Raw genomic sequence first — 22,890 nt, 5'->3', positions numbered from 1 at the left:
CTCCCGCGCGGAAGAATGGGGTCATGAGCCAGCAGCCCGCAGAGGTCCCGGTCCAGCACTCCGCCACGCCGTCGTCCACGCCCTCCGCCTCCGGTTCCCCGGCCGCGCACCGCCCCCGGGTGGTCGACGGCGCCGTCGTGACCGCTCCCGACACCGCCCCGGACGCCCACGAGGACGGCACGGTCCTCGGCGACGAACTGCCACAGGGCCGGTTCCTCGACCGGGAGCGCAGCTGGCTCGCGTTCAACGAGCGCGTCCTCGAACTCGCCGAGGACCCCACGACCCCCCTCCTCGAACGGGCGAACTTCCTCGCGATCTTCGCCTCGAACCTGGACGAGTTCTTCATGGTCCGGGTCGCCGGACTCAAGCGCCGCATCGCCACCGGCGTCGCCACCCGCTCCGCCTCCGGCCTCCAGCCCCGCGAGGTGCTCGACCTGATCTGGACCCGCTCGCGCGAACTCATGGCCCGGCACGCCGCCTGCTACCAGCAGGACGTGGCCCCGGCCCTGGCCGACGAGGGCATCCACCTGATCCGCTGGCCCGAACTCACGGAGAAGGAACAGGCCCGTCTCTTCACCCTGTTCCGCCAGCAGATCTTCCCCGTCCTCACCCCGCTGGCCGTGGACCCCGCGCACCCCTTCCCGTACATCTCGGGACTCTCGCTCAACCTCGCCGTCGTCGTGCGCAACCCGGTCAGCGGCCACCGCCACTTCGCGCGCGTGAAGGTCCCCCCGCTGCTCTCCCGCTTCCTGGAGGCCTCCCCCCAGCGGTACGTCCCCCTGGAGGACGTCATAGCCGCGCACCTGGAGGAGCTGTTCCCCGGCATGGAGGTGCTGGCGCACCACATGTTCCGGGTGACCAGGAACGAGGACCTGGAGGTCGAGGAGGACGACGCCGAGAACCTCCTCCAGGCCCTGGAGAAGGAGCTGATGCGGCGCCGCTTCGGGCCCCCCGTCCGCCTGGAGGTCGAGGAGTCCATCGACCCGTACGTCCTCGACCTGCTCGTCCGCGAGCTGAAGGTCTCCGACGCCGAGGTCTACCCGCTGCCCGGCCTGCTCGACCTGACCGGCCTCTTCAGGATCGCCGGACAGGACCGGCCCGAGCTGAAGTACCCGACGTTCGTCGCCGGCACCCACCGCGACCTCGCCGAGGTCGAATCCGCGTCCGCGCCCGACGTCTTCGCCGCGCTGCGCGAGCGGGACGTGCTCCTGCACCACCCGTACGACTCGTTCTCCACCTCCGTCCAGGCGTTCCTGGAGCAGGCGGCGGCCGACCCGGACGTCCTGGCGATCAAGCAGACGCTGTACCGGACCTCCGGCGACTCCCCGATAGTGGACGCCCTCATCGACGCCGCCGAGTCCGGCAAGCAGGTCCTCGTCCTCGTCGAGATCAAGGCCCGCTTCGACGAGCAGGCCAACATCAAGTGGGCGCGCAAGCTGGAGGAGGCCGGCTGCCACGTCGTCTACGGCCTCGTCGGCCTCAAGACCCACTGCAAGCTCTCCCTGGTGGTCCGTCAGGAGGGCGAACTCCTGCGCCGGTACTCGCACGTCGGCACCGGCAACTACCACCCCAAGACGGCCCGGCTCTACGAGGACCTCGGCCTGCTCACCGCCGACCCGCAGGTCGGCGCGGACCTCTCCGACCTGTTCAACCGGCTCTCCGGCTACTCCCGCCGCGAGACCTACCGGCGGCTCCTGACCGCCCCGAAGTCGCTGCGGGACGGGCTGGTCTCCCGGATCAACAAGGAGATCGCCCACCACCGCTCCGGACGGCCCGCGTACGTGCGGATCAAGGTGAACTCGCTGGTGGACGAGGCGGTCATCGACGCCTGCTACCGGGCCTCGCGGGCCGGCGTCCCCGTCGACATCTGGGTCCGCGGCATCTGCGCCGTGCGCCCCGGGGTCGCCGGCCTCTCCGAGAACATCCGGGTCCGCTCGGTCCTCGGCCGCTTCCTGGAGCACTCCCGGATCTTCGCCTTCTGCAACGGCGGCGAACCCGAAGTCTGGTTCGGCAGCGCCGACATGATGCACCGCAACCTGGACCGCCGGATCGAGGCCCTGGTCCGGGTCTCCGACCCGGCGCACCGGGCGGCCCTCACCCGGCTCCTGGAGACCGGGATGTCCGACACCACCTCCTCCTGGCACCTCGGCCCGGACGGCAACTGGACGCGGCACGCGACCGACCCCGAGGGACGGCCCCTGCGGCACGTCCAGGAGATGCTCATCGACGCGCGGAGGCGCAGGCGTGCACAACCCTGACCACACGCAGGACGTCACGGCGGGCGAGGTCCTGGCCCCGTACCTCCACGCCCGGGCCGCGGACTTCCTCCGCGGCCTGCGCCTGCACGGCGAGAGCGGTTCCGACACGGCCGGGGCGGAGGAGGCGGCCCGGACGCTGCGGGCCGCCGCCCGCCGGATCGGCGGCACCCTCCACACCTTCCGGCCGCTGCTCGACGGCGCCTGGGCCGACCAGCTCCGCTCCGAGCTGGCCTGGCTGTCCGGGACCCTGGCCGTGGAACAGGCGTACACCTCCCGGCTGGTCCGGCTGGTGGACGCGCTGTCCCGCCTGTCGAGCGCCCCGGGCGGCGGGCCCGTCCCCGCCGCCCGGGGCGGCGAACCGGCCGGGCTCTCGGTGGGCGCGGCCCGCGCCGGGGCCCTGCTCGAACGCCAGCTCACCCTGGCCCGTACGCGCGCCCACTCGGCGGTCCTCCAGGCACTCGGCTCCTCCCGCTTCCACGCGGTCGCGGACGCCGTCGCCCTCCTCGCCTCCGAGGTGCCGCTCGGGCCCGCCGCCTCCGCGCCCGCCGCCGAGGTCCTCGACGCCTCCGCCGGGGTCGCCGAACGGCGCCTCCTGGACGCGGTCGCCGCCCTCCCCCTGAACCGGGCGGCCCACCCGTACAACGCCGAGGCCCTCGCGCTCGCCGCCGGCGAGTCCCAGGACGCGCCCTGGCACCACACCCGGCTCCTGCTCCGCCTCCACCGGTACGCCGCCGAGGCCCTGCGCACCGGCGGCGAACCGGACCCCGTCCTGTACGAGGCGGCCCGCGCCCTGGACCGGCACCGGGACGCCGCCGAGGCCGCGGCGGCCGCCGCCACCGCCGCCCGCACCCCCCGCATCGCCCCGGCGACGGCCTACGCCCTCGGCGTCCTCCACGCCGACCAGCGCCACGAGGTGGAGGCCTCCCGCTTCGCCTTCCAGCGCGCCTGGCGCAGAACGGCGGCCGCGGTCCCGTGACCGTCCGGGCCCCGGCGGCGGGCCCGGCCCCGGTGGCGGGCCGCGCCCTCCGCCCCACGGCGGTTTCCGGACACGACGACGGCCCGGCGCCGGGGCGGTAGCGGTCCTGGGGCCGGTGCGGTGCCGGTCCTACGCCCGGGGCATGAGCGGTACGGGGGCGGTGGCGGTCCCGAAGCGGGGCGGTCCCGAAGCGGCACCGCCCCGAGGCCGCACCGGCGTGCCCCGGGCCCCCGCCGCCGCCCGCCCCGGAGCCCCGCACCCGGGCTTACGGCACGGTTCACTTCCCGTTCACCCTTCCCCGCAGACCACTTCACCTGTTCTGCCTAATTTCGGCCTTACGAGGTGCTCGGCGCAGAGTGAAGCACCCGCCCAACCGACACACGCCGCCGCAGAACGTTCGGGACACACGGTCCGCGACAGGGCGGCTTCTGGAAGGAACACCCGAAAGTGAAGCTTTCGCGCAAGAACGGGCTTCGCGCCTCCGCGATCGGTGCCCTCGTCGTCTCCGGCGCCCTGGTCCTCTCGGCGTGTGGCTCGGACAACAACACGGAGACCCCGGCCAAGGGAGGCGGCACCAAGGCCTCCGCCGCCGCCTCCAACATCGCCTGCGAAGGCGCCAAGGGCCAGCTCCTCGCCGCCGGCTCCTCCGCCCAGAAGGGCGCGATGGACCTGTGGGTCAAGAACTTCCAGGCCGCCTGCTCCGGCGTCGAGATCAACTACCAGGGCATCGGCTCCGGCGGCGGCATCACCAAGTTCAACCAGGGCCAGGTCGCCCTCGCGGGCTCCGACTCCGCCCTGAAGGACGAAGAGGTCGCCGAGTCCCAGAAGATCTGCAAGGGCGGCAAGGGCGTCAACCTGCCCATGGTCGGCGGCCCCATCGCCATCGGCTACAAGCTGGAGGGCGTGGACAACCTCGTCCTGGACGCCTCCACCATCGCCAAGATCTTCGACAACAAGATCACCAAGTGGAACGACCCGGCGATCGCCAGGCTGAACCCGGGCGCCAAGCTCCCCGACTCCACCATCCAGGCCTTCCACCGCTCGGACGAGTCGGGCACCACCCAGAACCTCGGCAAGTACCTCTCGACGGCCGCCCCGGCCGACTGGAAGCACGACCCGAAGTCGAAGTCGTGGCCGGCCCAGGGCGGCCAGGCCGCCAACGGCTCCTCCGGCCTCGCCGCCGCCGTCAAGGACGCCGAGGGCTCCATCGGCTACTTCGAGCTCTCCTTCGCCAGCGCCAGCAAGATCTCCACGGTCAGCATCGCCACCGGCGCCTCCGCCCCGGTCGCCGCCACCACGGAGAACGCCTCCAAGGCCATCGCCGCCGCCAAGGTCAAGGGCACCGGCAACGACGTCGCCCTCTCCCTCGACTACGCGACCAAGGCCGAGGGCGCCTACCCGCTGGTCCTCGTCACCTACGAGATCGCCTGCGACAAGGGCAACAAGGCGGAGACCCTGCCGACCCTGAAGGCCTTCCTGAACTACGCGATCAGCGAGGAGGGCCAGAAGGTCCTCACCGACGCCGACTACGCCCCGATGCCGGCCGAGATCGCCGCCAAGGTCCGCGCGATCGTCCCCACCCTGTCCTGATCCCGGCCGGGTCCGGTCCTCCCGCCGCGGAGGACCGGACCCGGCATCCGGTGCACCGCCGCCAGGAGCCCGTACACCCCGTACCGGCCCCGCAGACCGGAGAAGCAGATGGCCACCACCACACCAGAGCTCAAGAGGAGCCCGGAAGCCAGGGGCGCGACCCGCCCCGGGGACCGCGTCTTCAGCGGCCTCTCCCGAGGTTCCGGCATCACCCTCCTCGTCATCATGGCCGCGATCGCGGTCTTCCTCAGCTACCGCGCCGTCCTCGCGATCTCGAAGGACAGCACGAACTTCTTCACCACCTTCGAGTGGAACCCGGCCGGCAACCCGCCGGTCTTCGGCATCGCCGTCCTCGCCTTCGGCACCGTCGTCTCGTCGGTCGTCGCGATGGTCGTCGCCGTGCCGGTCGCGATCGGGATCGCCCTGTTCATCTCGCACTACGCACCGCGCAGGCTGGCCAAGCCGCTCGCGTACGTCGTCGACCTGCTCGCCGCCGTGCCCAGCATCATCTACGGCCTCTGGGGCGCGATCTTCCTCGTCCCGTACCTGGACGGCCTCAACAAGTGGCTCGACCAGTACCTCGGCTGGACGTACGTCTTCGACAAGTCCCAGGACGGCGTCGCCCGCAACCTCTTCACCGTGGGCATCCTCCTGGCGATCATGATCCTCCCGATCATCACCAACGTGACCCGCGAGGTCTTCCTCCAGGTCCCGAAGATGCACGAGGAGGCCGCCCTCGCCCTCGGCGCCACGCGCTGGGAGGTCATCCGCATGTCGGTGCTGCCCTTCGGCCGCTCCGGCATCATCTCCGCCTCCATGCTGGGCCTCGGCCGCGCGCTCGGCGAGACCATGGCCGTCGCCGTGGTCCTCTCCCCCAGCTTCCTCGTCTCGGGCCACCTCCTCGACCCGGGCGGCGGCACCTTCGCCCAGAACATCGCCGCCAAGTTCAACGAGGCCGACGAGTACGGCCGGGACGCCCTCATCGCGTCCGGTCTCGTCCTCTTCGCCATCACCCTGCTCGTCAACGGCGCGGCCCGCTGGATCATCGGCCGCCGCAAGGAGTACTCGGGGGCAGCGGCATGAGCCACGCCATTCAGGAACGACCGCTCGCGGTGGTCCCGCGCCGCGGAACCCTCTCCCACGCACGGCTGCCCCGCTGGACCCCGGCGGCCGTCGCCGCCGGCTCGATCGTCGCGGGCACCGGCACCGGCCTCGCCGCCGGCTGGCACAGCAAGGTGCAGTGGGGCCTGGTCTCCGCCCTGCTCTTCGTCCTCGTCACCTACGTCCTGACCAGCAAGGTCGAGGGCAGCCGCCAGGCCAAGGACCGCGTCGCCACCAGCCTCGTCTGGGTCTGCTTCGTCCTCGCCGTCGTCCCGCTGCTCTCCCTCGCCTGGGTCACGGTCAGCAAGGGCGCCGCCGTCCTCGACGGCTACTTCCTCAGCCACTCGATGAACGGCGTCCTCGACGCCGAGGCCGGCGGCGGCGTCTACCACGCGCTGCTCGGCACCGTCGAGCAGGTCGGCATCGCGACCCTGATCGCCGCCCCGATCGGCCTGCTGACCGCCGTCTACCTCGTGGAGTACGGCGGCGGGAGGCTGGCCCAGGCCGTCACCTTCTTCGTGGACGTCATGACGGGCATCCCGTCGATCGTCGCCGGCCTCTTCGTCCTCGCCACCTGGAACCTGATGCTGGGCTTCGGCCCCTCCGGCTTCGCCGGCGCGATGGCCCTCGCCATCCTGATGGTGCCGGTCGTGGTCCGCTCCACCGAGGAGATGCTCAAGCTCGTCCCGAACGAGCTGCGCGAGGCCTCCCTCGCCCTCGGCATCCCCAAGTGGCGCACGATCCTGAAGGTGGTCCTGCCCACCGCGATCGGCGGCATCACCACGGGCGTCATGCTCGCGGTCGCCCGCATCACCGGCGAGACGGCCCCCGTCCTGCTCCTCGTGTTCGGCACGAAGCTCATCAACCCGAACCCCTTCGAAGGCGCCCAGTCCTCCCTGCCGCTCTACGTGTACGAGCAGTACTCGGTCGGCACCGACGCCGCCGTGGCCCGCGCCTGGGGCGCCGCGCTCGTCCTGATCGCCTTCGTCATGATCCTCAACCTGGTGGCCCGCGGCATCGCCCGCTGGAAGGCCCCGAAGACCGCCCGCTGACCAGCGGCAATTGGAAGTGATTCACATGGCCAAGCGCATCGACGTCAGCGGCCTCTCCGCCTACTACGGCGCCCACAAGGCGATCGACGACATCTCGATGACCGTCGAGCCCCGCTCCGTGACGGCCTTCATCGGCCCCTCCGGCTGCGGCAAGTCCACCTTCCTGCGCACCCTGAACCGCATGCACGAGGTCACCCCCGGCGGCCGCGTCGAGGGCAAGGTGCTCCTGGACGACGAGAACCTGTACGGGGCGAACGTCGACCCGGTCGCCGTGCGCCGCACGGTCGGCATGGTCTTCCAGCGCCCGAACCCCTTCCCCACCATGTCGATCTTCGACAACGTGGCGGCGGGCCTGCGCCTCAACGGAAGCTACAAGAAGTCCGAGCTGAGCGACGTCGTCGAGAAGTCCCTCAAGGGCGCCAACCTCTGGAACGAGGTCAAGGACCGCCTCAACAAGCCGGGCTCCGGCCTCTCCGGCGGCCAGCAGCAGCGCCTGTGCATCGCCCGCGCCATCGCGGTCGAGCCCGACGTCCTGCTGATGGACGAGCCCTGCTCGGCCCTCGACCCGATCTCGACCCTCGCGATCGAGGACCTGATCGGCGAACTGAAGGAGCGCTTCACGATCGTCATCGTGACGCACAACATGCAGCAGGCCGCCCGCGTCTCGGACCGCACGGCCTTCTTCAACCTGGCGGCCGTCGGCCAGCCCGGCAAGCTGATCGAGCTGGACGACACCGAGCGCATCTTCTCCAACCCGAGCGTCCAGGCGACCGAGGACTACATCTCCGGCCGCTTCGGATAACCCAGACCCCATGCGGCTCCGCCGCGTGGCCGTCCTGCGGTGCTGCATGGCGGTGCCACCGCACGACGAAGGGCCCGGCTCCCCGCGAGGGGAACCGGGCCCTTTTCCGTACGGCCGTCCGTCAGCCGAAGACCAGCCGCACCACGTAGTAGCTCACCGCGGCGACCAGAGCCGCCGCCGGCATCGTGATGAACCAGCCGAGGATGATGTTCTTGGCGACGCCCCACCGGACCGCGTTGACGCGCTTCGTCGCGCCCACGCCCATGATCGCGGAGGTGATGACGTGCGTGGTCGAGATCGGCGCGTGGAACAGGAACGCCGAGCCGAACATGATCGACGCGCCCGTGGTCTCCGCCGCGAAGCCCTGCGGCGGGTCCAGCTCGATGATCTTCCGGCCGAGCGTCCGCATGATGCGCCAGCCACCCGCGTACGTGCCGAGGGAGAGCATCAGGGCGCAGGCGATCTTCACCCACACCGGGATGTCGTCGCCCGCGTCCTGCACGTCGGCGATGACCAGGGCCATCACCACGATGCCCATCGTCTTCTGCGCGTCCTGCAGGCCGTGGCCGAGCGCCATGCCGGCCGCCGACACCGTCTGCGCGATGCGGAAGCCGCGCTTGGCCTTGTGCGGGTTGGACTTGCGGAACAGCCACAGGATCACGCACATGACCAGGTAGCCGGCGACGAGGCCGATCACCGGCGAGACGAACATCGGGATGACGACCTTGTCGAGCACGCCTCCCCAGATCACCTCGGTGCCGCCGGCCAGGGCCGCGCCCACCATGCCGCCGAAGAGGGCGTGCGAGGAGGAGGACGGCAGGCCGAAGTACCAGGTGATCAGGTTCCAGATGATCGCGCCGACGAGGGCGGCGAAGAGGATGCCCATCCCCTTGTCGCCGGTCGGGGTCGCGATGAGCCCCTCGCTGACGGTCTTGGCGACCCCGCTGCCCATGAAGGCGCCCGCGAGGTTCATCACCGCCGCCATCGCGAGCGCCGCCCGGGGGGTCAGCGCCCGGGTCGACACCGAGGTGGCGATGGCGTTGGCGGAGTCGTGAAATCCGTTCGTATACGTGAATCCGAGCGCGACGCCGACGGTCACGATCAGGGCGAAGGTGTCCACGAAGCCTCAGGACTCCTTGACCGCGATGGTCTCCACCGTGTTCGCCACGTGCTCGAAGGCGTCGGCCGCCTCCTCCAGCACATCCACGACCTGCTTGAGCTTCAGCACCTCGATGGCGTCGTACTTGCCGTTGAAGAGCTGGGCGAGCAGCTTGCGGTGGATCTGGTCCGCCTGGTTCTCCAGCCGGTTGACCTCGATCCAGTACTCGGTGAGGTTGGACATCGTCCGCAGGTTCGGCATGGCCTCCGCGGTCAGCTCCGCCGCCCGGGCCAGCACCTCGATCTGCTGCTCGACGCCCTTGGGGAGCTCTTCGATGTTGTAGAGGACGACGAGGTCGACGGCCTCCTCCATGAAGTCCATGATGTCGTCGAGCGACGAGGCGAGGGTGTAGATGTCCTCGCGGTCGAACGGCGTGATGAAGGAGGAGTTCAGCTGGTGGAAGATCGCGTGGGTGGCGTCGTCACCGGCGTGTTCCGCTGCCCGCATCCGCTCCGCGATCTCGGCCCGGGCGGAAGGTTCCGCTCCGAGCAGTTCCATCAGGAGTTTCGAGCCCGTGACGATGTTGTCCGCGGACGCGGCGAACATGTCGTAGAAGCTCGTCTCCCTGGGGGTCAGACGAAATCGCACGTGAGGTCCTCGGGGTGCTGGGTTGGGTCAGGCTGATGCTAGGCGCATCATCCGGCCACGGCTAACCGGCGTCCTCTCAGTGTCGCCCATCAGGCACAGTGAACCGCACGGACCCCCGCCCGGTACGGCGAGGATCGGTACCATATACCCGCGAGGGGTATCCATCGCCCCTCGGACGACGGCAGGACAACGGGAGGACGCGATGACGACCACCGAGACGGACCAGGTCACCCCCGAGGCCGCCGGGACGGCCGGCCACGAGCACGGTGTGCACGGCTACCACCAGCAGAAGGACGAACACCTCAAGCGCCTGCGCCGGATCGAGGGCCAGATCCGGGGCCTCCAGCGGATGGTGGACGAGGACGTCTACTGCATCGACATACTCACGCAGGTCTCCGCCTCCACGAAGGCCCTCCAGTCCTTCGCGCTCCAGCTCCTGGAGGAGCACCTGCGGCACTGCGTCGCGGACGCGGCGGCCAAGGGCGGCGACGACGTCGACGCCAAGGTCGAGGAGGCCACGAAGGCCATCGCCCGCATGCTGCGCACCTGAGCCGCCCGGGAGGGCCGCCGCGAACGGCGCGGCACCGGGCTCTCCCGTACGTCCTCCTCCGTCAGGGTTCCCCCCGTCGCTGTCCTCCCGCCCCCGGTCCTCCCGCGCCGCTGTCCTCCCGCGGGCTCCGTCCCGGGGACCCGCTCAAGGGGCCCGCTCAAGGGTCGGCGTTCAGCGGGCGGCGTTCAGCGGGCGGCGTCGCGGGCGGCCCGCTCCTCCGCCGCCGCGACCCTCAGCACCTCGTCTATCCGGTCGGCACTGAGCCGCTCCCCGTCGGCGGCGGAGGCGGCGATGATGAGTTCGCCGCAGAGTTCTATCTCGGCGAGGGCGATGTACTCCGTGTCCGTGGGCACGGTCGCTGTACCGGGCGGGGCCACGCGCATCCACCTCTTCCTGCCGGCGTCGGTCTCCCAGCGGTCTCCCAGCGTAGGGACGGCGACACGCACCGCGCATGACACGTCCGGACCATTTGCCGATGGTCCACACCACCCCCCGCGGGGTCAGGCCTCGATCTTCCCGTCGTAGAGGTCCCGGCGGTCCGGCAGCGTGAACCGCACGGGCACCCCGAAGCCGTACAGCAGGGTCGTCGACGCGACCGCGACCGTCCGGCCCCGGTTGCTGAAACTGAACTGGTGGCGCACCTTCCGCAGCCGCCCCTCCCCGTCCAGGTACGCGTCGAACGGCACCGCGTCGTCGGAGAACCCTTTCGCCGCGGCGGCCAGCGCCCCGCGCAGCTGCGGCGAGGCGGCCCGGGCCGCGCGCGCGATGTCCGTGACCCCCCGGTAGTGGCCGACCCTCACCCCCGCCAGCTCGATCTCGCCGAGGTACGTCACCTTCCGGACGCCCTTCAGCAGCTCCGCCGCGGCGGCCGGGTCGGTGGCGCCGCCGGTGACGAGGTTCCCGTCGTCCAGGGCGGTGGTGTCGACGCGGACCCACTTGTCGGCGGGCACCCCGGCCCCCCGGTTCTTCATGTACAGGGTGCCGGGGGTGAGGAGCTCGGTGATCGGCCGGTGCCCGCTCGCCCCGGCCGGGTCCTTCGGCAGCACCACCTGGAGGTGGCCGGCGCGGCGCCGGAAGTCGTAGCCGCCCTCGCCCCGGATGGTCACCCGGGTGCCGCCCGCCGCCATCTCCAGGGCGGTGCTGGTCTTGGAGGTGCCGGCCCGGGTCAGCGCGTCGGCGGCGCTCCGCACCGCGAGCGCCGGGTCGGCCACGGGCCCGGCCTCCGGGGAGGCGGCGCACCCGGTGACGGCCAGGGCCCCGGCGAGGGAGCCGGCCAGGACGGCGGCGACGGCGGACGCCCCGCCCTCGCGTCCGTGCGGACGTCCGTACCGCTGCTTCACCATCGCCTGCCAACCCCCGACTCGTCGCTGTCGGCCCGTGATCCGCCTTCCCCGGCCCCGGGGACGTCCGATCCGCATAACGACGGCTCCGGCGTGCCGTCACGCGCAGTACGGTGGACGCGTGCACGCGGAAGCCCCCTCCCACACGGTCACGACGACGGAGCGCGGTTCGTTCGCGCTGGCCCGGTGCGACTGCGGCTGGACCGGTCCGGCCCGCAGATCGAGGGACCGGGCACGTACGGACGCGGCGGACCACGTCCGCGCGGCGACGGGCGAAGCGCACCCGGCCTGAGCCCGTCGGTTCCGTGAGGGGCCGTCGGGGCCGTGAGGGGCCGTCGGTTCCGCGGTCCGTCAGGCCGCGAGGCCGTTCCGGCCCGCGCCCGGGGCCGGGCCCCCGACGCGGGGCTCGGGGATGCCGACCGCCTCCGGGTGCCGGACCGCCTCGGCCCGCCGGGAACGGACCAGGCGGGCCCCCCGGCCCGAACGGGCGACGGCGGAGACGACCGGGGTCAGCACGGCGAGCGCGAGCGGGGCGAGGAGCAGCGCCACCGCCGTGCCGAGGGCGAAGCCGCCGATCACGTCGGTCGGATAGTGGACGCCCATGTAGACCCGGGCGAAGCCCTCCACGAGGGCGAGGCCGATCGCGGCGAGGCCGAACCTGCGGTGGGCGACGAAGAGGCCGACGCCGAGGGCCATCGTCAGGGTGGCGTGGTCGCTGACGAAGGAGAAGTCGGTCTTCCCGGCCACGAGGACCTCCAGGCCCTGGTGGTCCCTGAAGGGGCGGGGGCGCTCGACGAAGCCGCGGATGGGAACGTTGACCAGGAGGGCGATGCCGGCGGCCAGCGGGGCCCAGACGAGACCGGCGACGGCCGAGACGGAGTCCCCGAAGGTGCCGCGGCGGCGGACGCTCCACCAGCACCAGAGCACGACGAGGACCGACGCGAGCACGATCCCGTACTCTCCCGTGAACTCCACGACCCGGTCGAACCACGGCGGAGCGGCCTTGGCCAGTCCGTTGATGTCGTAGAGCAGGCCGACATCGGGGTTCGAGCCGTCCGATGCGAGTACAGCCATCTGCCTCGGCCCCTTGCTCTCGTGTCTGTGTCTTCCCACCCCCGTGGTCAGAGCGGTCGGATCAGGGAACGAATCGCCTGAGGCGTACGTTCCGCTCTCTCCGGTGGATCATGACGACGTTACCCAAGAACGACGGTCCGACGCAGCCCAGGGCCCACGCATGACGGAGAGTTCCGGCCATGTCCCGTACGCCCCGAAGGACGGTCCCCTTCCGTCACGTCCGCGGAGGGTGCGCGGGCAGCGCCGCCGCGCCCTCCGCGGTGACCCGGGTGGCGCCGAAGTAGTCCGGGGTGTCGATCCGGTCGAAGCGGATCACCGCCCCGGTGCGCGGGGCGTCGATCATGTAGCCGCCGCCGACGTAGATGCCGACGTGCCGGATGGCCCGGGAATCGGTCAGGTCGTCCGAGAAGAAGACCAGGTCCCCGGGTAGCAGTTCCTCCCGCGAGGGGTGCGGACCGGCGTTGTACTGGTCGTTGGCGACGCGCGGGAGCGGAATGCCGACGCTGCCGTACGCGGCCTGGGTGAGACCGGAGCAGTCGAACCGGCCGTTCTGCGCGGCCGTTCCCGTACCGCCCCACAGGTAGGGCGTGCCGAGCTTCTGCTGCGCGTAGTGGATGGCTCCGGCGGCCAGCCGGGACGGCTCGACGCGGCCCAGGGGCCGGGCGAAGCTCTTCTCCAGCGAGCGGATGATGCGCACGTAGTTCTGCGTCTCGCTGATGGGCGGCACCCCGCCGTGCCGGATCACCCGGTACGCGCCCGCGTTGTACGCCGCGAGCATGTTGCTCGCCGGGTCCCCGGGCACGTCCTTCACGTAACCGGCGAGTTCGCAGTCGTACGAGGCGGCCGACGGGATCGCGTCCCCGGGGTCCCAGATGTCCCGGTCCCCGTCCCCGTCCCCGTCGATGCCGTGCCCGGCCCAGGTGCCGGGGATGAACTGGGCGATGCCCCGGGCGTCGGCCGGGGAGACTGCCCTCGGGTTCCAGCCGCTCTCCTGGTAGAGCTGCGCGGCGAGCAGGGCCGGGTTGATGGCGGGGCAGAGGTTCCCCCACTTCTGCACCAGCCCCTGGTAGAGGGCGGGCACGGCGCCCTTGGCGAGCCCCACGGTGCCGTTCTTCCCGCTGCCCGCGCCGGCGGCGAGCCCCGTGGCGGCGGAGTACGTGCCGACCACGAGCAGGGCGAGGAAACCGAGACAGACCCCGACGGCTCCGCCGGCCACCAGCCATGCCCTGCCCGCTCTACGCACCGTCAACCACCCCTCGGCCCATGGCAGTACGTCCCGCGCCAGTCTAGGCGAGCGAAAGGCGCCCAAGAGTGGAACAACGACAATCATTGCCCGGAGTCACACCCCGTGATACACAGAGTGACCATACGCTTCTTCACCACGAAACCGGCCGCACCACCGCAGGTCAAGACGGTCAGACCGGTCACGTGTACGAGGATCGGGCAAAGAGACCGGCCAAGCCGTCACACCTGAGCGGTTTCATCAGCGAAGATAGAGCGATGACCCGTGCCGTCCGGGAGGGGCGGCCAACAACCCATACAGGGGCGGTGAGTTACATGTACCTGGCGGCTGAAAAGGGCGACATCACCACCATTATCGGTGGAATCGCCCCGAACTGGGGGCCCTTCGGGAGCCTGGGCAACGAGGCCAAGGTGATGATCGAGGTCGTGATGGCCGTGGCCATCCTGCTCTGCCTGGGCATCGCCATCTGGGGAGCGGCCAAGCAGCGCATCGGCGCGACCGCCCTCCGCGACACCTTCAGCGCGGAACAGGGCAAGGGGCTGATCGTCGCCGGCCTGACCGGCGTCTTCATCATCGGCTCACTGGGGACCCTCTTCACCATCGTGTACGGGATGGCCGTCTGACCCCCCGTCGGACGAAAACCCCCCGAGATTGCCTGACCTGATGCCCAGACCTGTTGAAGCACGGCCGTACCCGCGAACGAGTGAGGGGGCGTACCCGGCATGAGTCCCGGCGACGAGCACGACGGCTTCGGCGGCACGGGCGGCACGGGCCAGACCCGGACCCGCCTGCCCGAGGGCAACAGCGGCGACTTCCACGGGGCCCGCCGGCCCGCCCGCGGCCCCCGCTCCCTCCTCACGGTCGTGGGCGTGGTGGTCCTCCTCGTCGGAGCCATCGCCCTCGCCAACCGAGGCGGCGGCGACCCGTCGAAGAAGGCCACCGCCGGCACCCCGGGCGGACCGGCCCCCACCGCGGCGACGGGCGTCCGCCCCGTCACGGGCGGCAACGGCACGGTCCCCACCGGATACGCCCACGACGAACAGGGGGCACAGAGCGCGGCGACGAACTACGCGGTGGCGCTGGGCTCGACCGACATGTTCCAGGACGGCCCCCGCGAGGCCGTCGTGCGCGCCACCCACGCCCCCGCCGTCGTGGACAACCTGCTGAAACTCCTGGACGCCTCCTACTCGGCCGACTTCATGAGAAGCATCGGACTCGACCCGAACGGCACCGCCCCCACCGGCCTGACCTTCGTGTCGCGCACCGTCCCGATCGGCGCGAAGGTCCGCGACTACAAGGGCACTTCCGCCACCGTCGACGTCTGGTGCACCGGCCTGGTCGGCCTGGCCGGCCCCGGCTCCACCAAGCCCGTCACCTCCACCTGGTTCACCCTCACGCAGAAGCTGACCTGGGTCGGGGGCGACTGGCGGGTGGTGTCCTCCGACCAGGTCGAGGGCCCCACGCCGGTCAACGGCGACAACCGCGCCTCCACGGCCGACGAGATCGCCGGAGCCGTCGAGGGATACGGAGGGTTCACCTATGCCCGCTGATCGAAGCCCGGTGAAAAGCGCGTCGATCGCGGTCTTCGCCGCCCTCCTCCCCCTGTTCCTCCTGGTCGCGCCACCGGCCCAGGCCGCTCCCACACCGACTCCGTCGGCACCCACACCGTCACCGAGTGCCAGTGACAACGGCTGCGGTTTTCTTGTGGGACAGGCCCGGGAACTCTGCGAGAGGAGCGAGTCCGTCGATGGAACCGGCCAGCCTCCCCTCAACGACCCCAACGCCGCCCTCGACCCCCTCTCCTCCCTGGCCCGCGGCTTCTCCGACGCCGCGACCGCCACCCTCGACTACCTCTCCAAGGCCGTCAAAGAGACCGCCGACGTGGACTTCACCAACCCGGAGTTCCTCGGCCGCTACGCCATCGTCTTCGCCGCCTCCACCGTCCTCACCCTCCTCCTCTGGCTCCTCGCCGTCGCCAAGCGGGCCGTCCGGGGCGTCCCCCTCACCACCGCCCTCTCCGAAGCCATCGGCTTCCTCTGGCTGACGGTGCTCGCCTCCGCCTTCACGCCCCTGATCCTCTACACCGTCGTCAACGCCACCGACGCCGTCACCGAGGTCATCGCCTCCGGCACCGGGCAGCAGACCGACGTCTTCTTCGGCAGCTTCCGGCAGGCCCTCCAGAAGGGCGACAGCATCGGCGGCGGCCCGATCATGCTGATCATCGTGTCCCTGGTGACCGTGATCGCCGCCGGCGTGCTCTACCTGGAGCTGTTCCTCCGCGCCGTCATGCTGTACGTCGGCGCCCTCCTCGGCGTCGTCGTCTACTCCGGCCTCGTCGACAAGAACATGTGGGGCCACGTCCGCCGCTGGGCCGGCATCATGATCGCGATCATCCTGGTCAAGCCGGTCATCGTCATCGTCCTCGGGCTCGCCGGCGCCCTCTCCTCCGGCACCGGCCCCGACTCCTTCTCCGCCGTCGTCTCCGGCCTCGCGATCATCCTGCTCGCCATCTTCGCCTCCGCCGCGATCTACCGCTTCGTCCCCGGCTTCGGCGACGAGATCGCCGCCTCCCGCAACAACCGTCTCCACCGCGCCGGCGAGAACACCGCCGCGGCCGTCATCTCCTCTCCCGCCTCCCTCGTCTCCCAGGGCATCAAGACCCACAGTTCCCGCGGTGACGGCGGCGGCGCCTCCCAGCCTCCCCGTCCCGCCAACCCGCTCTCCGGCGGCATGGCCGCCCACGGCGGCCGGGGCGGGAGCGGCGGCACCGGCGCGACTCCCCCGCCCGCCCCCCGCAGCAGCAGTCCCACCGCGGGTACCCCGCACGGCAACCGCAAGAACTCTGGAGGTGCAGGGCGTTGACGACCCAGTCCCAGCCGGTCGCGCCCCGCCGCACGTATCTCATCGGCCGCGCCAGGCCGAACGCGATCGTCGGCAAGAACCGCGAGACCGGCGAGATCGCCCTGATCATCGTCGGCGCCTTCCTCGGCATGATGAGCGGACTCCTCGTCCCCCTCCTCCCCCTGCGGATCGCGCTCCTCGCCGGCCTGCCCATGCTCGCGATCGCCGCCGTGTACCTCCCGTACAAGCAGCGCACGTTCTACAAGTGGTTCGAGATCAACCGCAGCTACAAGCGCATGCTCAAGCGCGGCACCGCCTACCGTTCCGTGGCCGCCGAGGCCGGCACCCGTCTCGACGGCCGCGAGGTCGAGGTCGGCCCGCCTCCGGGCATCGGCCGCGTCGGCTGGCTCGCAGCCCCCTTCGGTCCCGACGAGATCGCCGTCCTCCTCCACGCGGACCGCCGCACCGTCACCGCCGCCATCGAGATCGAGGGCCCCGGCGTCGGCCTGCGCGACAGCGAGGACCAGGAGGCCCTGGTCGACCGCTTCGGCACCCTCCTCAAGCACGTCGCCAACGGCGACGGCTTCGTCACCCGCATCCAGATGCTCGCCCGCACCCTCCCCGCCGACCCCGACGCCCACGCCAAGGACGTCGCCCAGCGCGGCGACCCGCACGCGCCCGGCTGGCTCCAGGACTCCTACGAGCAGCTCCAGTCCATGGTGTCCACCTCCAGCGAGCAGCACCGCGCCTATCTCGTGGCCTGCATGCACTACACCCGCGAACTGGCCGCCGAGGCCAACGCCATGGCCCGGGCCGCCCGCCACGCCACCGGCGCCCGCCGCCTCGACCGCGACGCCGGCCTCGCCGTCGTCATGGCCCGCGAACTCACCGACATCTGCGCCCGTCTCGCCGAGGCCGACATCCGCGTCCGCCAGCCCCTCGGCCAGTCCCGGCTCGCCTCCCTCGTCCACTCCATGTACGACCCGGACCATCCCATCGACCACATCCAGGCCATGTCGAAGAGGAACGCCTGGCCGGCCGAACTGGACGCGATGGAGCCGACGTACCTCCAGGCCAAGACCCGCGAGTCCTCCACCCGCGCCCCCTGGTGCCACGCCACGGCCTGGATCAAGGAGTGGCCGATGACTCCCGTCGGCGTCAACTTCCTCGCCCCGCTCCTGGTCCACACCCCCGACGTCATCCGCACGGTCGCCGTCACCATGGACCTGGAACCCACCGAGGTCGCCATCGAACGCATGCTCACCGAGAAGACCAACGACGAGGCCGACGCCAGCCGCGCCGCCAAGATGAACCGCACGGTCGACCCGCGCGACATCGCCGCCCACGGCCGGCTCGACCAGCGGGGTGAAGATCTCGCCAGTGGCGCTGCCGGGGTGAACCTCGTCGGGTACATCACGGTGTCGTCGCGTTCGCCCGAGGCCCTGGCCCGGGACAAGCGCACGATCAGGGCCTCGGCGGGCAAGTCGTACCTGAAACTGGAGTGGTGCGACCGCGAGCACCACCGGGCCTTTGTGAACACCCTGCCGTTCGCGACCGGCATCCGCCGCTGAGGCCGAAGGGGCACCGACCCATGCGAGATCCGCTGTCCGTCCTCTCCGAGGCCTTCACCTCCTTCCTCTTCGGGAAGGTGGAGACGACCCGTCTGCCCGTCCGCACCTCCACCGGGCAGGCCCAGGCCGTCTACCTGCCGACCGCGGCCCCGGGCCTCGGCGACTCCGGCGTCATCATCGGCCGCGAGGTCTACAGCGGCAAGGGCTACATCTACGACCCCTTCCAGCTGTACGGGCAGCAGCTCCCCGCCCCCCACTGGCTGGTCCTCGGCGAGTCCGGCAACGGCAAGTCGGCCCTGGAGAAGACGTACGTCCTGCGCCAGCTCCGCTTCCGCGACCGGCAGGTCGTCGTCCTCGACGCCCAGGGCGAGGACGGCGTCGGCGAGTGGAACCTCATCGCCCAGGAGCTGGGGATAACCCCCATCCGCCTGGACCCGATGGTCGCCAACGACGCCGGAATCCGCCTCAACCCGCTCGACCCCTCGATCACCACCACGGGCCAGCTCGCGCTGCTCCGCACGATCATCGAGGTGGCGATGGGCCACGGCCTCGACGAGCGTTCCGGCTTCGCCCTCAAGGTCGCCCACGCCCACGTCACCGACCACGTCACCGACCGCCAGCCGATCCTCACGGACATCGTGGAACGGCTGCGCCACCCCGAGGCGGAATCGGCGGAGGCCATGAACGTCGACATAGACGACGTTCGGGCCTGGGGGCTGGACGTCGCCCTCGTCCTGGACCGCCTGGTCGACGGTGACCTGCGCGGCATGTTCGACGGTCCGACGACCGTCGGCATCGACCTCGACGCGCCCCTGATCGTCTTCGACCTCTCCCACATCGACCGCAACTCCATCGCCATGCCGATCCTCATGGCGATCGTCGGCGTCTGGCTGGAACACACCTGGATCCGTCCCGACCGGAAGAAGCGCATCTTCCTGGTCGAGGAGGCCTGGCACATCATCAACAGCCCGTTCGTGGCCCAGTTGTTCCAGCGCCTGCTGAAGTTCGGCCGCCGCCTCGGCCTGTCCTTCGTCGCCGTCGTCCACCACCTCTCCGACGTCGTGGACGGAGCGGCCGCCAAGGAGGCGGCGGCGATCCTCAAGATGGCGTCGACCAGGACGATCTACGCCCAGAAGGCCGACGAGGCCCGCCACACGGGCCGGGTCCTGGGCCTGCCCCGGTGGGCGGTGGAGATCATCCCGACCCTCACGCCCGGCATCGCGGTCTGGGACGTCAACGGCAACGTGCAGGTGGTCAAACACCTCATCACCGAGAAGGAACGCCCCCTCGTCTACACCGACCGCGCCATGACCGAGTCCTCACCGGTCGATCCGGAGCTGGAGTGGGAGACGGAGCAGCGGGCGGTCCTCGCCGAGCGGCAGATGAACGGTTCCTCGCAGTCGACGGTGGCGTAGGTGGCGTAGATGGACACGGCACGGAAGGGGGGAGGGGTCTCGGACGGGCTGCTGCTCAGCCTGTTCGCCCTCCTCCTCTGTCTCACGTTCCTGGTGTGGACGGCGACCGGCCTGGCGGGCCTGTTCGCCCACGGGTCCTGGCCGGACGGCGTCGCCTTCACGGACACGCCCCCGGCCCTGCGTTCCCTGGCGACGGCCCCCACGGACCTGTCCGCCGCCTGGCCGGCCGCCCCGCCGGACCAGCTGTCGGGGTACGGCCTCTTCTGGGGCCTCCTGATCGGCGAGGCGATGGTCCTGACGGTCCTCGCGGTCTTCGTCCTGGGCACCCTGGCCCGGTGGCGCGCGGTCCGCGCCCACCGGAAGGCGGGCCCGTACGGGACGCCGGCGGGACGCGCCGCGGAGGAAGCCCGCCACCCCGTACGGGAGACCCACGAACCCGTACGGGACGAACGTCCGCCGCCCGTACGCGCCCACGCCCCGGCGGCCGCCCCGCCCGCCGCGTCCGGCCCGGACGACCCGAGCGGCTGGAACGGTCCGGGCGGCAGCGCCGAGCACGCCAGGGAGCCCGCTCCCGCCCCCCTGGAGCCCGTACGGGAGACCCCGAGGCCTCCGTTCTCCCGCTCCGGGCCCCACGTCCCCCCGCAACCCCGGCCGGCCCCTCCCGTCGTCCCTGCCGTCGTCCCTGCCGGGGGCGCCCCGGCCGATCCCCTGCCCGGCACCGTCTTCGGACCGCCCGGCGTCCGCCGCCCCGCAGCGGTCCGGGCGGTGCGGGACGCCGACGGGCCGGTCCTCGTCGTCACCTCGGACCCCGCCGTCTGGGCGGACACCAAGGACGCGCGCGGCAAGCTCGGCCCGGTCCTCGTCTACGACCCCGGGCACCTCTGCGACACCCCCGCCCGCCTCCACTGGTCACCCGCCGAGGGGTGCGAGGACCCGGAGACCGCCCAGGCCCGCGCCGCCGCCCTGCTGGCCCCGGTGCGCCCCCACTCCCGTCTGGACGCGACGACCGCCGAGACCGCCGAAACGCTCCTGCGGTGCTGGCTGCACGCCGCCGCCATCGACAGCCGTCCCTTCCGGCAGGTGCACCGCTGGGCGCAGGGCGCCGACGCCACCGAACCCGTACGGGTCCTCCGCGGCCACCGCGGAGCCGCCTCTGGACTGGCCGGGCTCCTCGAATCGGCCCTCACCGCCCACCCCGAGACCCGCCGTCTGGCGCAGGAGCTGACGGCCCGCGCGTTCTCGGCGCTCTCCACGGTCCACATCAGGGAGGCGTGCACCCCGAACCGGACGGATTCGCTGGCGCTCGCATCTTTTCTCCCCGAAGGGGGCACCCTCTACGTGGTGGGTGAATCCATCGAGGACCCCCGCACCCGCCCCGGCGCGATGCCGCTTCTGACGGCCCTCGCCGCAGACGTGGTCGAGCACGGCCGCCGCATGGCCGCACGGTCATCCGACGGTCGGCTCGACCCACCACTCACCCTCGTCCTGGACGACGTCGCCGCCGTCGCCCCGCTGCCCGCGCTTCCGGCGCTCCTGGCCGACGGCGGGTCCCGGGGCCTGCCCACCCTGGCCCTGATGCGCTCCCGGGAACAGGCGAGGACCCGCTGGCCGAACGACGTGCTGGCCCCCGGGGTCTGACGACCCCTCGTCAGCGGGTGCGCAGGGCGTCGAGGTGCGCCCGGGCCGCCTCGGCCGCGTGGGCGAACCAGTCCGCGATGACGGCCGTCTCCTCCGGGGTGTACCGGGCGAAAACCTCCTCCAGGCGCGCGTAGAACGGCCCGTACAGCTCGACGAGGCGCGCGGCCGCGTCCGGGTCGGCCACGACCCTGACGCGGCGTCGGTCGCCCGGATCGGGGACGCGGTGGGCGTACCCGGCCTTCTCCAGGCGGTTGAGCACACCGGTCACGGCACCGGTGGTGAGGTTGGCGCGTTCGGCCAGGTCCCCGGCGGACAGGGGCTCCTCGCCGGCGCCGAGGACGTGCCCGAGGCAGGTCAGGTCCGTCACGTTCACGCCGAGGGCCTGCGCGACCTCCTGCTGTCCGATCAGGCCCAGGGCCACGTACGCGTCCATCCGCTGGATCGCCTCGCCGGCGGTGGCCGGAGGGAGGCTCTTGCCCTGCACCCGGATACTCCTTAGCATCTAAGTTACTTAGCTCGTGAGATTAATTTTCTCTCGTGCGCCTTCATCCTGCCTGCCCCGAACCCCTGCGGGAGTCACCCATGAGTGCCCACGGCGACGTCGATCTCGGCCACACCCCGGCCGGCTGGACCGGAACCGGCCTCGTGACCCTGGGCGCCACCGCCGCCGGGGCCGGAGTCTGCCTGGACCGCGCCTGGGCCCTGTGGCTCGGAGCGGCCCTGACCGTCCTCGCCGCCTTCGCCACCTGGGTCCTGCACCTGGCGGGCTGGGGCAAGCCCTCCGGACCCCGCCCCGCCGACCAGTGGGACTGGCGGGTCCGTGACGCCACCGCTCGCAAGGGCCACACCGGCTGCCTCGGCTGCCGCCTGGCGGGCCGCCGGACTGCGGCGGAGCCCGCCTACCGCGTCCCGGAGCCCTCCGGCCGCCTCAGCTCGTACTCCACCTCCACCGCCGTGTCGCTCCCCGGCACCGCCATCCGCTCACCCGTCTCCGTGAACCCGAACCGCCGGTAGAAGGCCGCCGCCCGCGCGTTCTCCCCGTGCACGTACAGCCGCACCCGCTCGACCACCGGTTCCGCCAGCGCCCAGGACCATTCCACGCCCGCCCGGAACAAGGCGTCGATCACCCCCGACCCGCGCGCCTCGGGGCGCACGTACACCCCCACGACGTGCGTCTGGTCGACCTTCGCCGGCTCGCCGAATCGCACCTCGTCCGAGGGCCGTTCCACCAGCAGCGTGATCGTGCCGGCCCAGGAGCCGTCCGGCTTCTCGGCCACGAACTGCCGCACCTTGCCGCCGCCGCTCTCGGACGAGTCCTCCGCCCGTTCCCGCCAGAAGGAGTCGGGTCGCTCGACGGCGGCCTCGTAGGTGTCGAGGAACGCGAGGTGCGCGACCGGGTCCCGGAGGGCGGCGAGACGGATCTCGCGGGCCTTCTCCCACTCGTCGGCGCGGATGACACGTATCGAAAAGTCCATGATCCCGATCCTGACGAGGGACGGCCGCTCCCGACAAGACGTTTTCCGGGAGGCGGGCCCTCCCCGTCCGCGTCGGCGGTTCCCGGTGCGGAGCATCCGGCCGGCCCCACCGTCCCGGGTCCGAAAAGGTTCTGGAACGCAGAAAAGCCCCGCACCATGAGGTGCGGGGCTTTCCCACAATGATTGTTCGGCGGTGTCCTACTCTCCCACAGGGTCC

23 protein-coding genes are annotated in these 22,890 nt (G+C 71.7%); 15 read left to right on the top strand and 8 right to left on the bottom strand.

The features are described 5' to 3' along the window. The first annotated feature begins 23 nt into the window (after positions 1-23). The 6 genes from ACZ3IL_RS24290 to pstB all read left to right on the top strand — a co-directional run bounded on the left by ACZ3IL_RS24290 (position 24) and on the right by pstB (position 7,779). A complete protein-coding gene (locus ACZ3IL_RS24290) occupies positions 24-2,258 on the top strand; it encodes an RNA degradosome polyphosphate kinase (RefSeq protein ID WP_467393347.1) in 2,235 nt (744 codons plus the stop codon). Further along, complete coding sequence (locus tag ACZ3IL_RS24285; protein WP_467393345.1) at positions 2,245-3,234, top strand: CHAD domain-containing protein; 990 nt, start codon at positions 2,245-2,247, stop codon at positions 3,232-3,234. The genes ACZ3IL_RS24290 and ACZ3IL_RS24285 overlap by 14 nt, the downstream gene beginning before the upstream one ends. Before the next feature lie 447 nt (positions 3,235-3,681). After that, positions 3,682-4,824, top strand: coding sequence for a phosphate ABC transporter substrate-binding protein PstS (gene pstS, locus ACZ3IL_RS24280; protein WP_467393343.1), 1,143 nt, complete (start codon positions 3,682-3,684; stop codon positions 4,822-4,824). Between the two features lie 108 nt (positions 4,825-4,932). Continuing rightward, the gene (gene pstC, locus ACZ3IL_RS24275; RefSeq protein WP_467393341.1) at positions 4,933-5,907 is read left to right on the top strand and encodes a phosphate ABC transporter permease subunit PstC; all 975 of its coding nucleotides are present in this window, start codon (positions 4,933-4,935) and stop codon (positions 5,905-5,907) included. Continuing rightward, positions 5,904-6,977: a phosphate ABC transporter permease PstA gene (pstA, locus tag ACZ3IL_RS24270; protein ID WP_467393339.1), complete on the top strand. Its 1,074-nt coding sequence runs from the start codon at positions 5,904-5,906 to the stop codon at positions 6,975-6,977. Before pstC ends, pstA begins: the two co-directional genes overlap by 4 nt. Before the next feature lie 25 nt (positions 6,978-7,002). Continuing rightward, complete coding sequence (gene pstB, locus ACZ3IL_RS24265; protein WP_388688741.1) at positions 7,003-7,779, top strand: phosphate ABC transporter ATP-binding protein PstB; 777 nt, start codon at positions 7,003-7,005, stop codon at positions 7,777-7,779. Positions 7,780-7,900: 121 nt separating this feature from the next. Here pstB and ACZ3IL_RS24260 read toward each other — a convergent pair whose 3' ends face one another. After that, positions 7,901-8,899 (bottom strand): inorganic phosphate transporter, encoded by a 999-nt coding sequence (locus ACZ3IL_RS24260; RefSeq protein ID WP_467393336.1) that lies wholly within the window; start codon positions 8,897-8,899, stop codon positions 7,901-7,903. A 6-nt stretch (positions 8,900-8,905) separates the two neighbouring features. Beyond that, a complete protein-coding gene (locus ACZ3IL_RS24255; protein WP_467393333.1) occupies positions 8,906-9,526 on the bottom strand; it encodes a DUF47 domain-containing protein in 621 nt (206 codons plus the stop codon). Between the two features lie 202 nt (positions 9,527-9,728). On the opposite strand from ACZ3IL_RS24255, the gene ACZ3IL_RS24250 reads away from it, so the two are divergent. After that, on the top strand, positions 9,729-10,076 hold the full coding sequence (locus ACZ3IL_RS24250) for a metal-sensitive transcriptional regulator (protein ID WP_467393331.1): 348 nt from the start codon (positions 9,729-9,731) through the stop codon (positions 10,074-10,076). A gap of 185 nt (positions 10,077-10,261) precedes the next feature. On the opposite strand, the gene ACZ3IL_RS24245 is transcribed toward ACZ3IL_RS24250, so the two are convergent. Then, positions 10,262-10,459, bottom strand: a complete 198-nt coding sequence (locus ACZ3IL_RS24245) for a hypothetical protein (RefSeq protein WP_467393330.1) — start codon at positions 10,457-10,459, stop codon at positions 10,262-10,264. A 117-nt stretch (positions 10,460-10,576) separates the two neighbouring features. After that, on the bottom strand, positions 10,577-11,419 hold the full coding sequence (locus tag ACZ3IL_RS24240; RefSeq protein WP_467393329.1) for an SCO4651 family lipoprotein: 843 nt from the start codon (positions 11,417-11,419) through the stop codon (positions 10,577-10,579). A 118-nt stretch (positions 11,420-11,537) separates the two neighbouring features. Between ACZ3IL_RS24240 and ACZ3IL_RS24235 the strand changes: the two genes are divergently transcribed. Continuing rightward, positions 11,538-11,708 carry a hypothetical protein gene (locus ACZ3IL_RS24235; protein ID WP_467393328.1) on the top strand — a complete coding sequence of 57 codons (171 nt, stop codon included), beginning with the start codon at positions 11,538-11,540 and terminating at the stop codon, positions 11,706-11,708. 59 nt (positions 11,709-11,767) lie between these two features. Here ACZ3IL_RS24235 and ACZ3IL_RS24230 read toward each other — a convergent pair whose 3' ends face one another. Together ACZ3IL_RS24230 and ACZ3IL_RS24225 are read right to left on the bottom strand one after the other, a co-directional pair. Continuing rightward, the gene (locus ACZ3IL_RS24230) at positions 11,768-12,490 is read right to left on the bottom strand and encodes a phosphatase PAP2 family protein (protein WP_467393327.1); all 723 of its coding nucleotides are present in this window, start codon (positions 12,488-12,490) and stop codon (positions 11,768-11,770) included. A gap of 214 nt (positions 12,491-12,704) precedes the next feature. Further along, on the bottom strand, positions 12,705-13,739 hold the full coding sequence (locus tag ACZ3IL_RS24225) for a C40 family peptidase (protein ID WP_467393326.1): 1,035 nt from the start codon (positions 13,737-13,739) through the stop codon (positions 12,705-12,707). 308 nt (positions 13,740-14,047) lie between these two features. Here ACZ3IL_RS24225 and ACZ3IL_RS24220 point away from each other — a divergent pair, with 308 nt between their 5' ends. The 6 genes from ACZ3IL_RS24220 (at position 14,048) to ACZ3IL_RS24195 (ending at position 21,198) form a co-directional block, all read left to right on the top strand. Further along, positions 14,048-14,356 (top strand): hypothetical protein, encoded by a 309-nt coding sequence (locus ACZ3IL_RS24220; protein ID WP_024757447.1) that lies wholly within the window; start codon positions 14,048-14,050, stop codon positions 14,354-14,356. Positions 14,357-14,455: 99 nt separating this feature from the next. Beyond that, the gene (locus tag ACZ3IL_RS24215) at positions 14,456-15,283 is read left to right on the top strand and encodes a DUF8175 domain-containg protein (protein WP_467393325.1); all 828 of its coding nucleotides are present in this window, start codon (positions 14,456-14,458) and stop codon (positions 15,281-15,283) included. Continuing rightward, positions 15,273-16,595 (top strand): hypothetical protein, encoded by a 1,323-nt coding sequence (locus ACZ3IL_RS24210; protein ID WP_467393324.1) that lies wholly within the window; start codon positions 15,273-15,275, stop codon positions 16,593-16,595. Before ACZ3IL_RS24215 ends, ACZ3IL_RS24210 begins: the two co-directional genes overlap by 11 nt. Then, positions 16,592-18,145, top strand: coding sequence for an SCO6880 family protein (locus ACZ3IL_RS24205; RefSeq protein WP_467393322.1), 1,554 nt, complete (start codon positions 16,592-16,594; stop codon positions 18,143-18,145). The genes ACZ3IL_RS24210 and ACZ3IL_RS24205 overlap by 4 nt, the downstream gene beginning before the upstream one ends. A 20-nt stretch (positions 18,146-18,165) precedes the next feature. Then, positions 18,166-19,560 (top strand): ATP-binding protein, encoded by a 1,395-nt coding sequence (locus ACZ3IL_RS24200; RefSeq protein ID WP_467393320.1) that lies wholly within the window; start codon positions 18,166-18,168, stop codon positions 19,558-19,560. A 9-nt stretch (positions 19,561-19,569) separates the two neighbouring features. Continuing rightward, positions 19,570-21,198, top strand: coding sequence for a type IV secretory system conjugative DNA transfer family protein (locus ACZ3IL_RS24195; protein ID WP_467393318.1), 1,629 nt, complete (start codon positions 19,570-19,572; stop codon positions 21,196-21,198). A gap of 10 nt (positions 21,199-21,208) precedes the next feature. Here ACZ3IL_RS24195 and ACZ3IL_RS24190 read toward each other — a convergent pair whose 3' ends face one another. Continuing rightward, positions 21,209-21,682, bottom strand: a complete 474-nt coding sequence (locus tag ACZ3IL_RS24190; protein WP_467393316.1) for a MarR family transcriptional regulator — start codon at positions 21,680-21,682, stop codon at positions 21,209-21,211. Positions 21,683-21,780: 98 nt separating this feature from the next. On the opposite strand from ACZ3IL_RS24190, the gene ACZ3IL_RS24185 reads away from it, so the two are divergent. Then, positions 21,781-22,212, top strand: a complete 432-nt coding sequence (locus ACZ3IL_RS24185; protein ID WP_467393314.1) for an HGxxPAAW family protein — start codon at positions 21,781-21,783, stop codon at positions 22,210-22,212. Here ACZ3IL_RS24185 and ACZ3IL_RS24180 read toward each other — a convergent pair. Continuing rightward, a complete protein-coding gene (locus ACZ3IL_RS24180) occupies positions 22,098-22,673 on the bottom strand; it encodes a GNAT family N-acetyltransferase (protein ID WP_467393313.1) in 576 nt (191 codons plus the stop codon). The two genes, ACZ3IL_RS24185 and ACZ3IL_RS24180, sit on opposite strands and share 115 nt — an antisense overlap. Positions 22,674-22,890 lie beyond the last annotated feature (217 nt).

The organism is Streptomyces sp. NPDC014907, assembly GCF_055562975.1.
This window is presented reverse-complemented; position numbering and strand designations above follow the sequence as displayed.

Excerpts from the sequence above, each read along its gene's own strand:
- ACZ3IL_RS24290 (WP_467393347.1), top strand. The coding sequence starts at position 24 with ATGAGCCAGCAGCCCGCAGAGGTCCCGGTCCAGCACTCCGCCACGCCG.
- pstC (WP_467393341.1), top strand. The coding sequence starts at position 4,933 with ATGGCCACCACCACACCAGAGCTCAAGAGGAGCCCGGAAGCCAGGGGC.
- pstA (WP_467393339.1), top strand. The coding sequence starts at position 5,904 with ATGAGCCACGCCATTCAGGAACGACCGCTCGCGGTGGTCCCGCGCCGC.
- pstB (WP_388688741.1), top strand. The coding sequence starts at position 7,003 with ATGGCCAAGCGCATCGACGTCAGCGGCCTCTCCGCCTACTACGGCGCC.
- ACZ3IL_RS24250 (WP_467393331.1), top strand. The coding sequence starts at position 9,729 with ATGACGACCACCGAGACGGACCAGGTCACCCCCGAGGCCGCCGGGACG.
- ACZ3IL_RS24245 (WP_467393330.1), bottom strand. The coding sequence starts at position 10,459 with ATGCGCGTGGCCCCGCCCGGTACAGCGACCGTGCCCACGGACACGGAG.
- ACZ3IL_RS24240 (WP_467393329.1), bottom strand. The coding sequence starts at position 11,419 with ATGGTGAAGCAGCGGTACGGACGTCCGCACGGACGCGAGGGCGGGGCG.
- ACZ3IL_RS24230 (WP_467393327.1), bottom strand. The coding sequence starts at position 12,490 with ATGGCTGTACTCGCATCGGACGGCTCGAACCCCGATGTCGGCCTGCTC.
- ACZ3IL_RS24220 (WP_024757447.1), top strand. The coding sequence starts at position 14,048 with ATGTACCTGGCGGCTGAAAAGGGCGACATCACCACCATTATCGGTGGA.
- ACZ3IL_RS24215 (WP_467393325.1), top strand. The coding sequence starts at position 14,456 with ATGAGTCCCGGCGACGAGCACGACGGCTTCGGCGGCACGGGCGGCACG.
- ACZ3IL_RS24210 (WP_467393324.1), top strand. The coding sequence starts at position 15,273 with ATGCCCGCTGATCGAAGCCCGGTGAAAAGCGCGTCGATCGCGGTCTTC.
- ACZ3IL_RS24200 (WP_467393320.1), top strand. The coding sequence starts at position 18,166 with ATGCGAGATCCGCTGTCCGTCCTCTCCGAGGCCTTCACCTCCTTCCTC.
- ACZ3IL_RS24195 (WP_467393318.1), top strand. The coding sequence starts at position 19,570 with ATGGACACGGCACGGAAGGGGGGAGGGGTCTCGGACGGGCTGCTGCTC.
- ACZ3IL_RS24185 (WP_467393314.1), top strand. The coding sequence starts at position 21,781 with ATGAGTGCCCACGGCGACGTCGATCTCGGCCACACCCCGGCCGGCTGG.
- ACZ3IL_RS24180 (WP_467393313.1), bottom strand. The coding sequence starts at position 22,673 with ATGGACTTTTCGATACGTGTCATCCGCGCCGACGAGTGGGAGAAGGCC.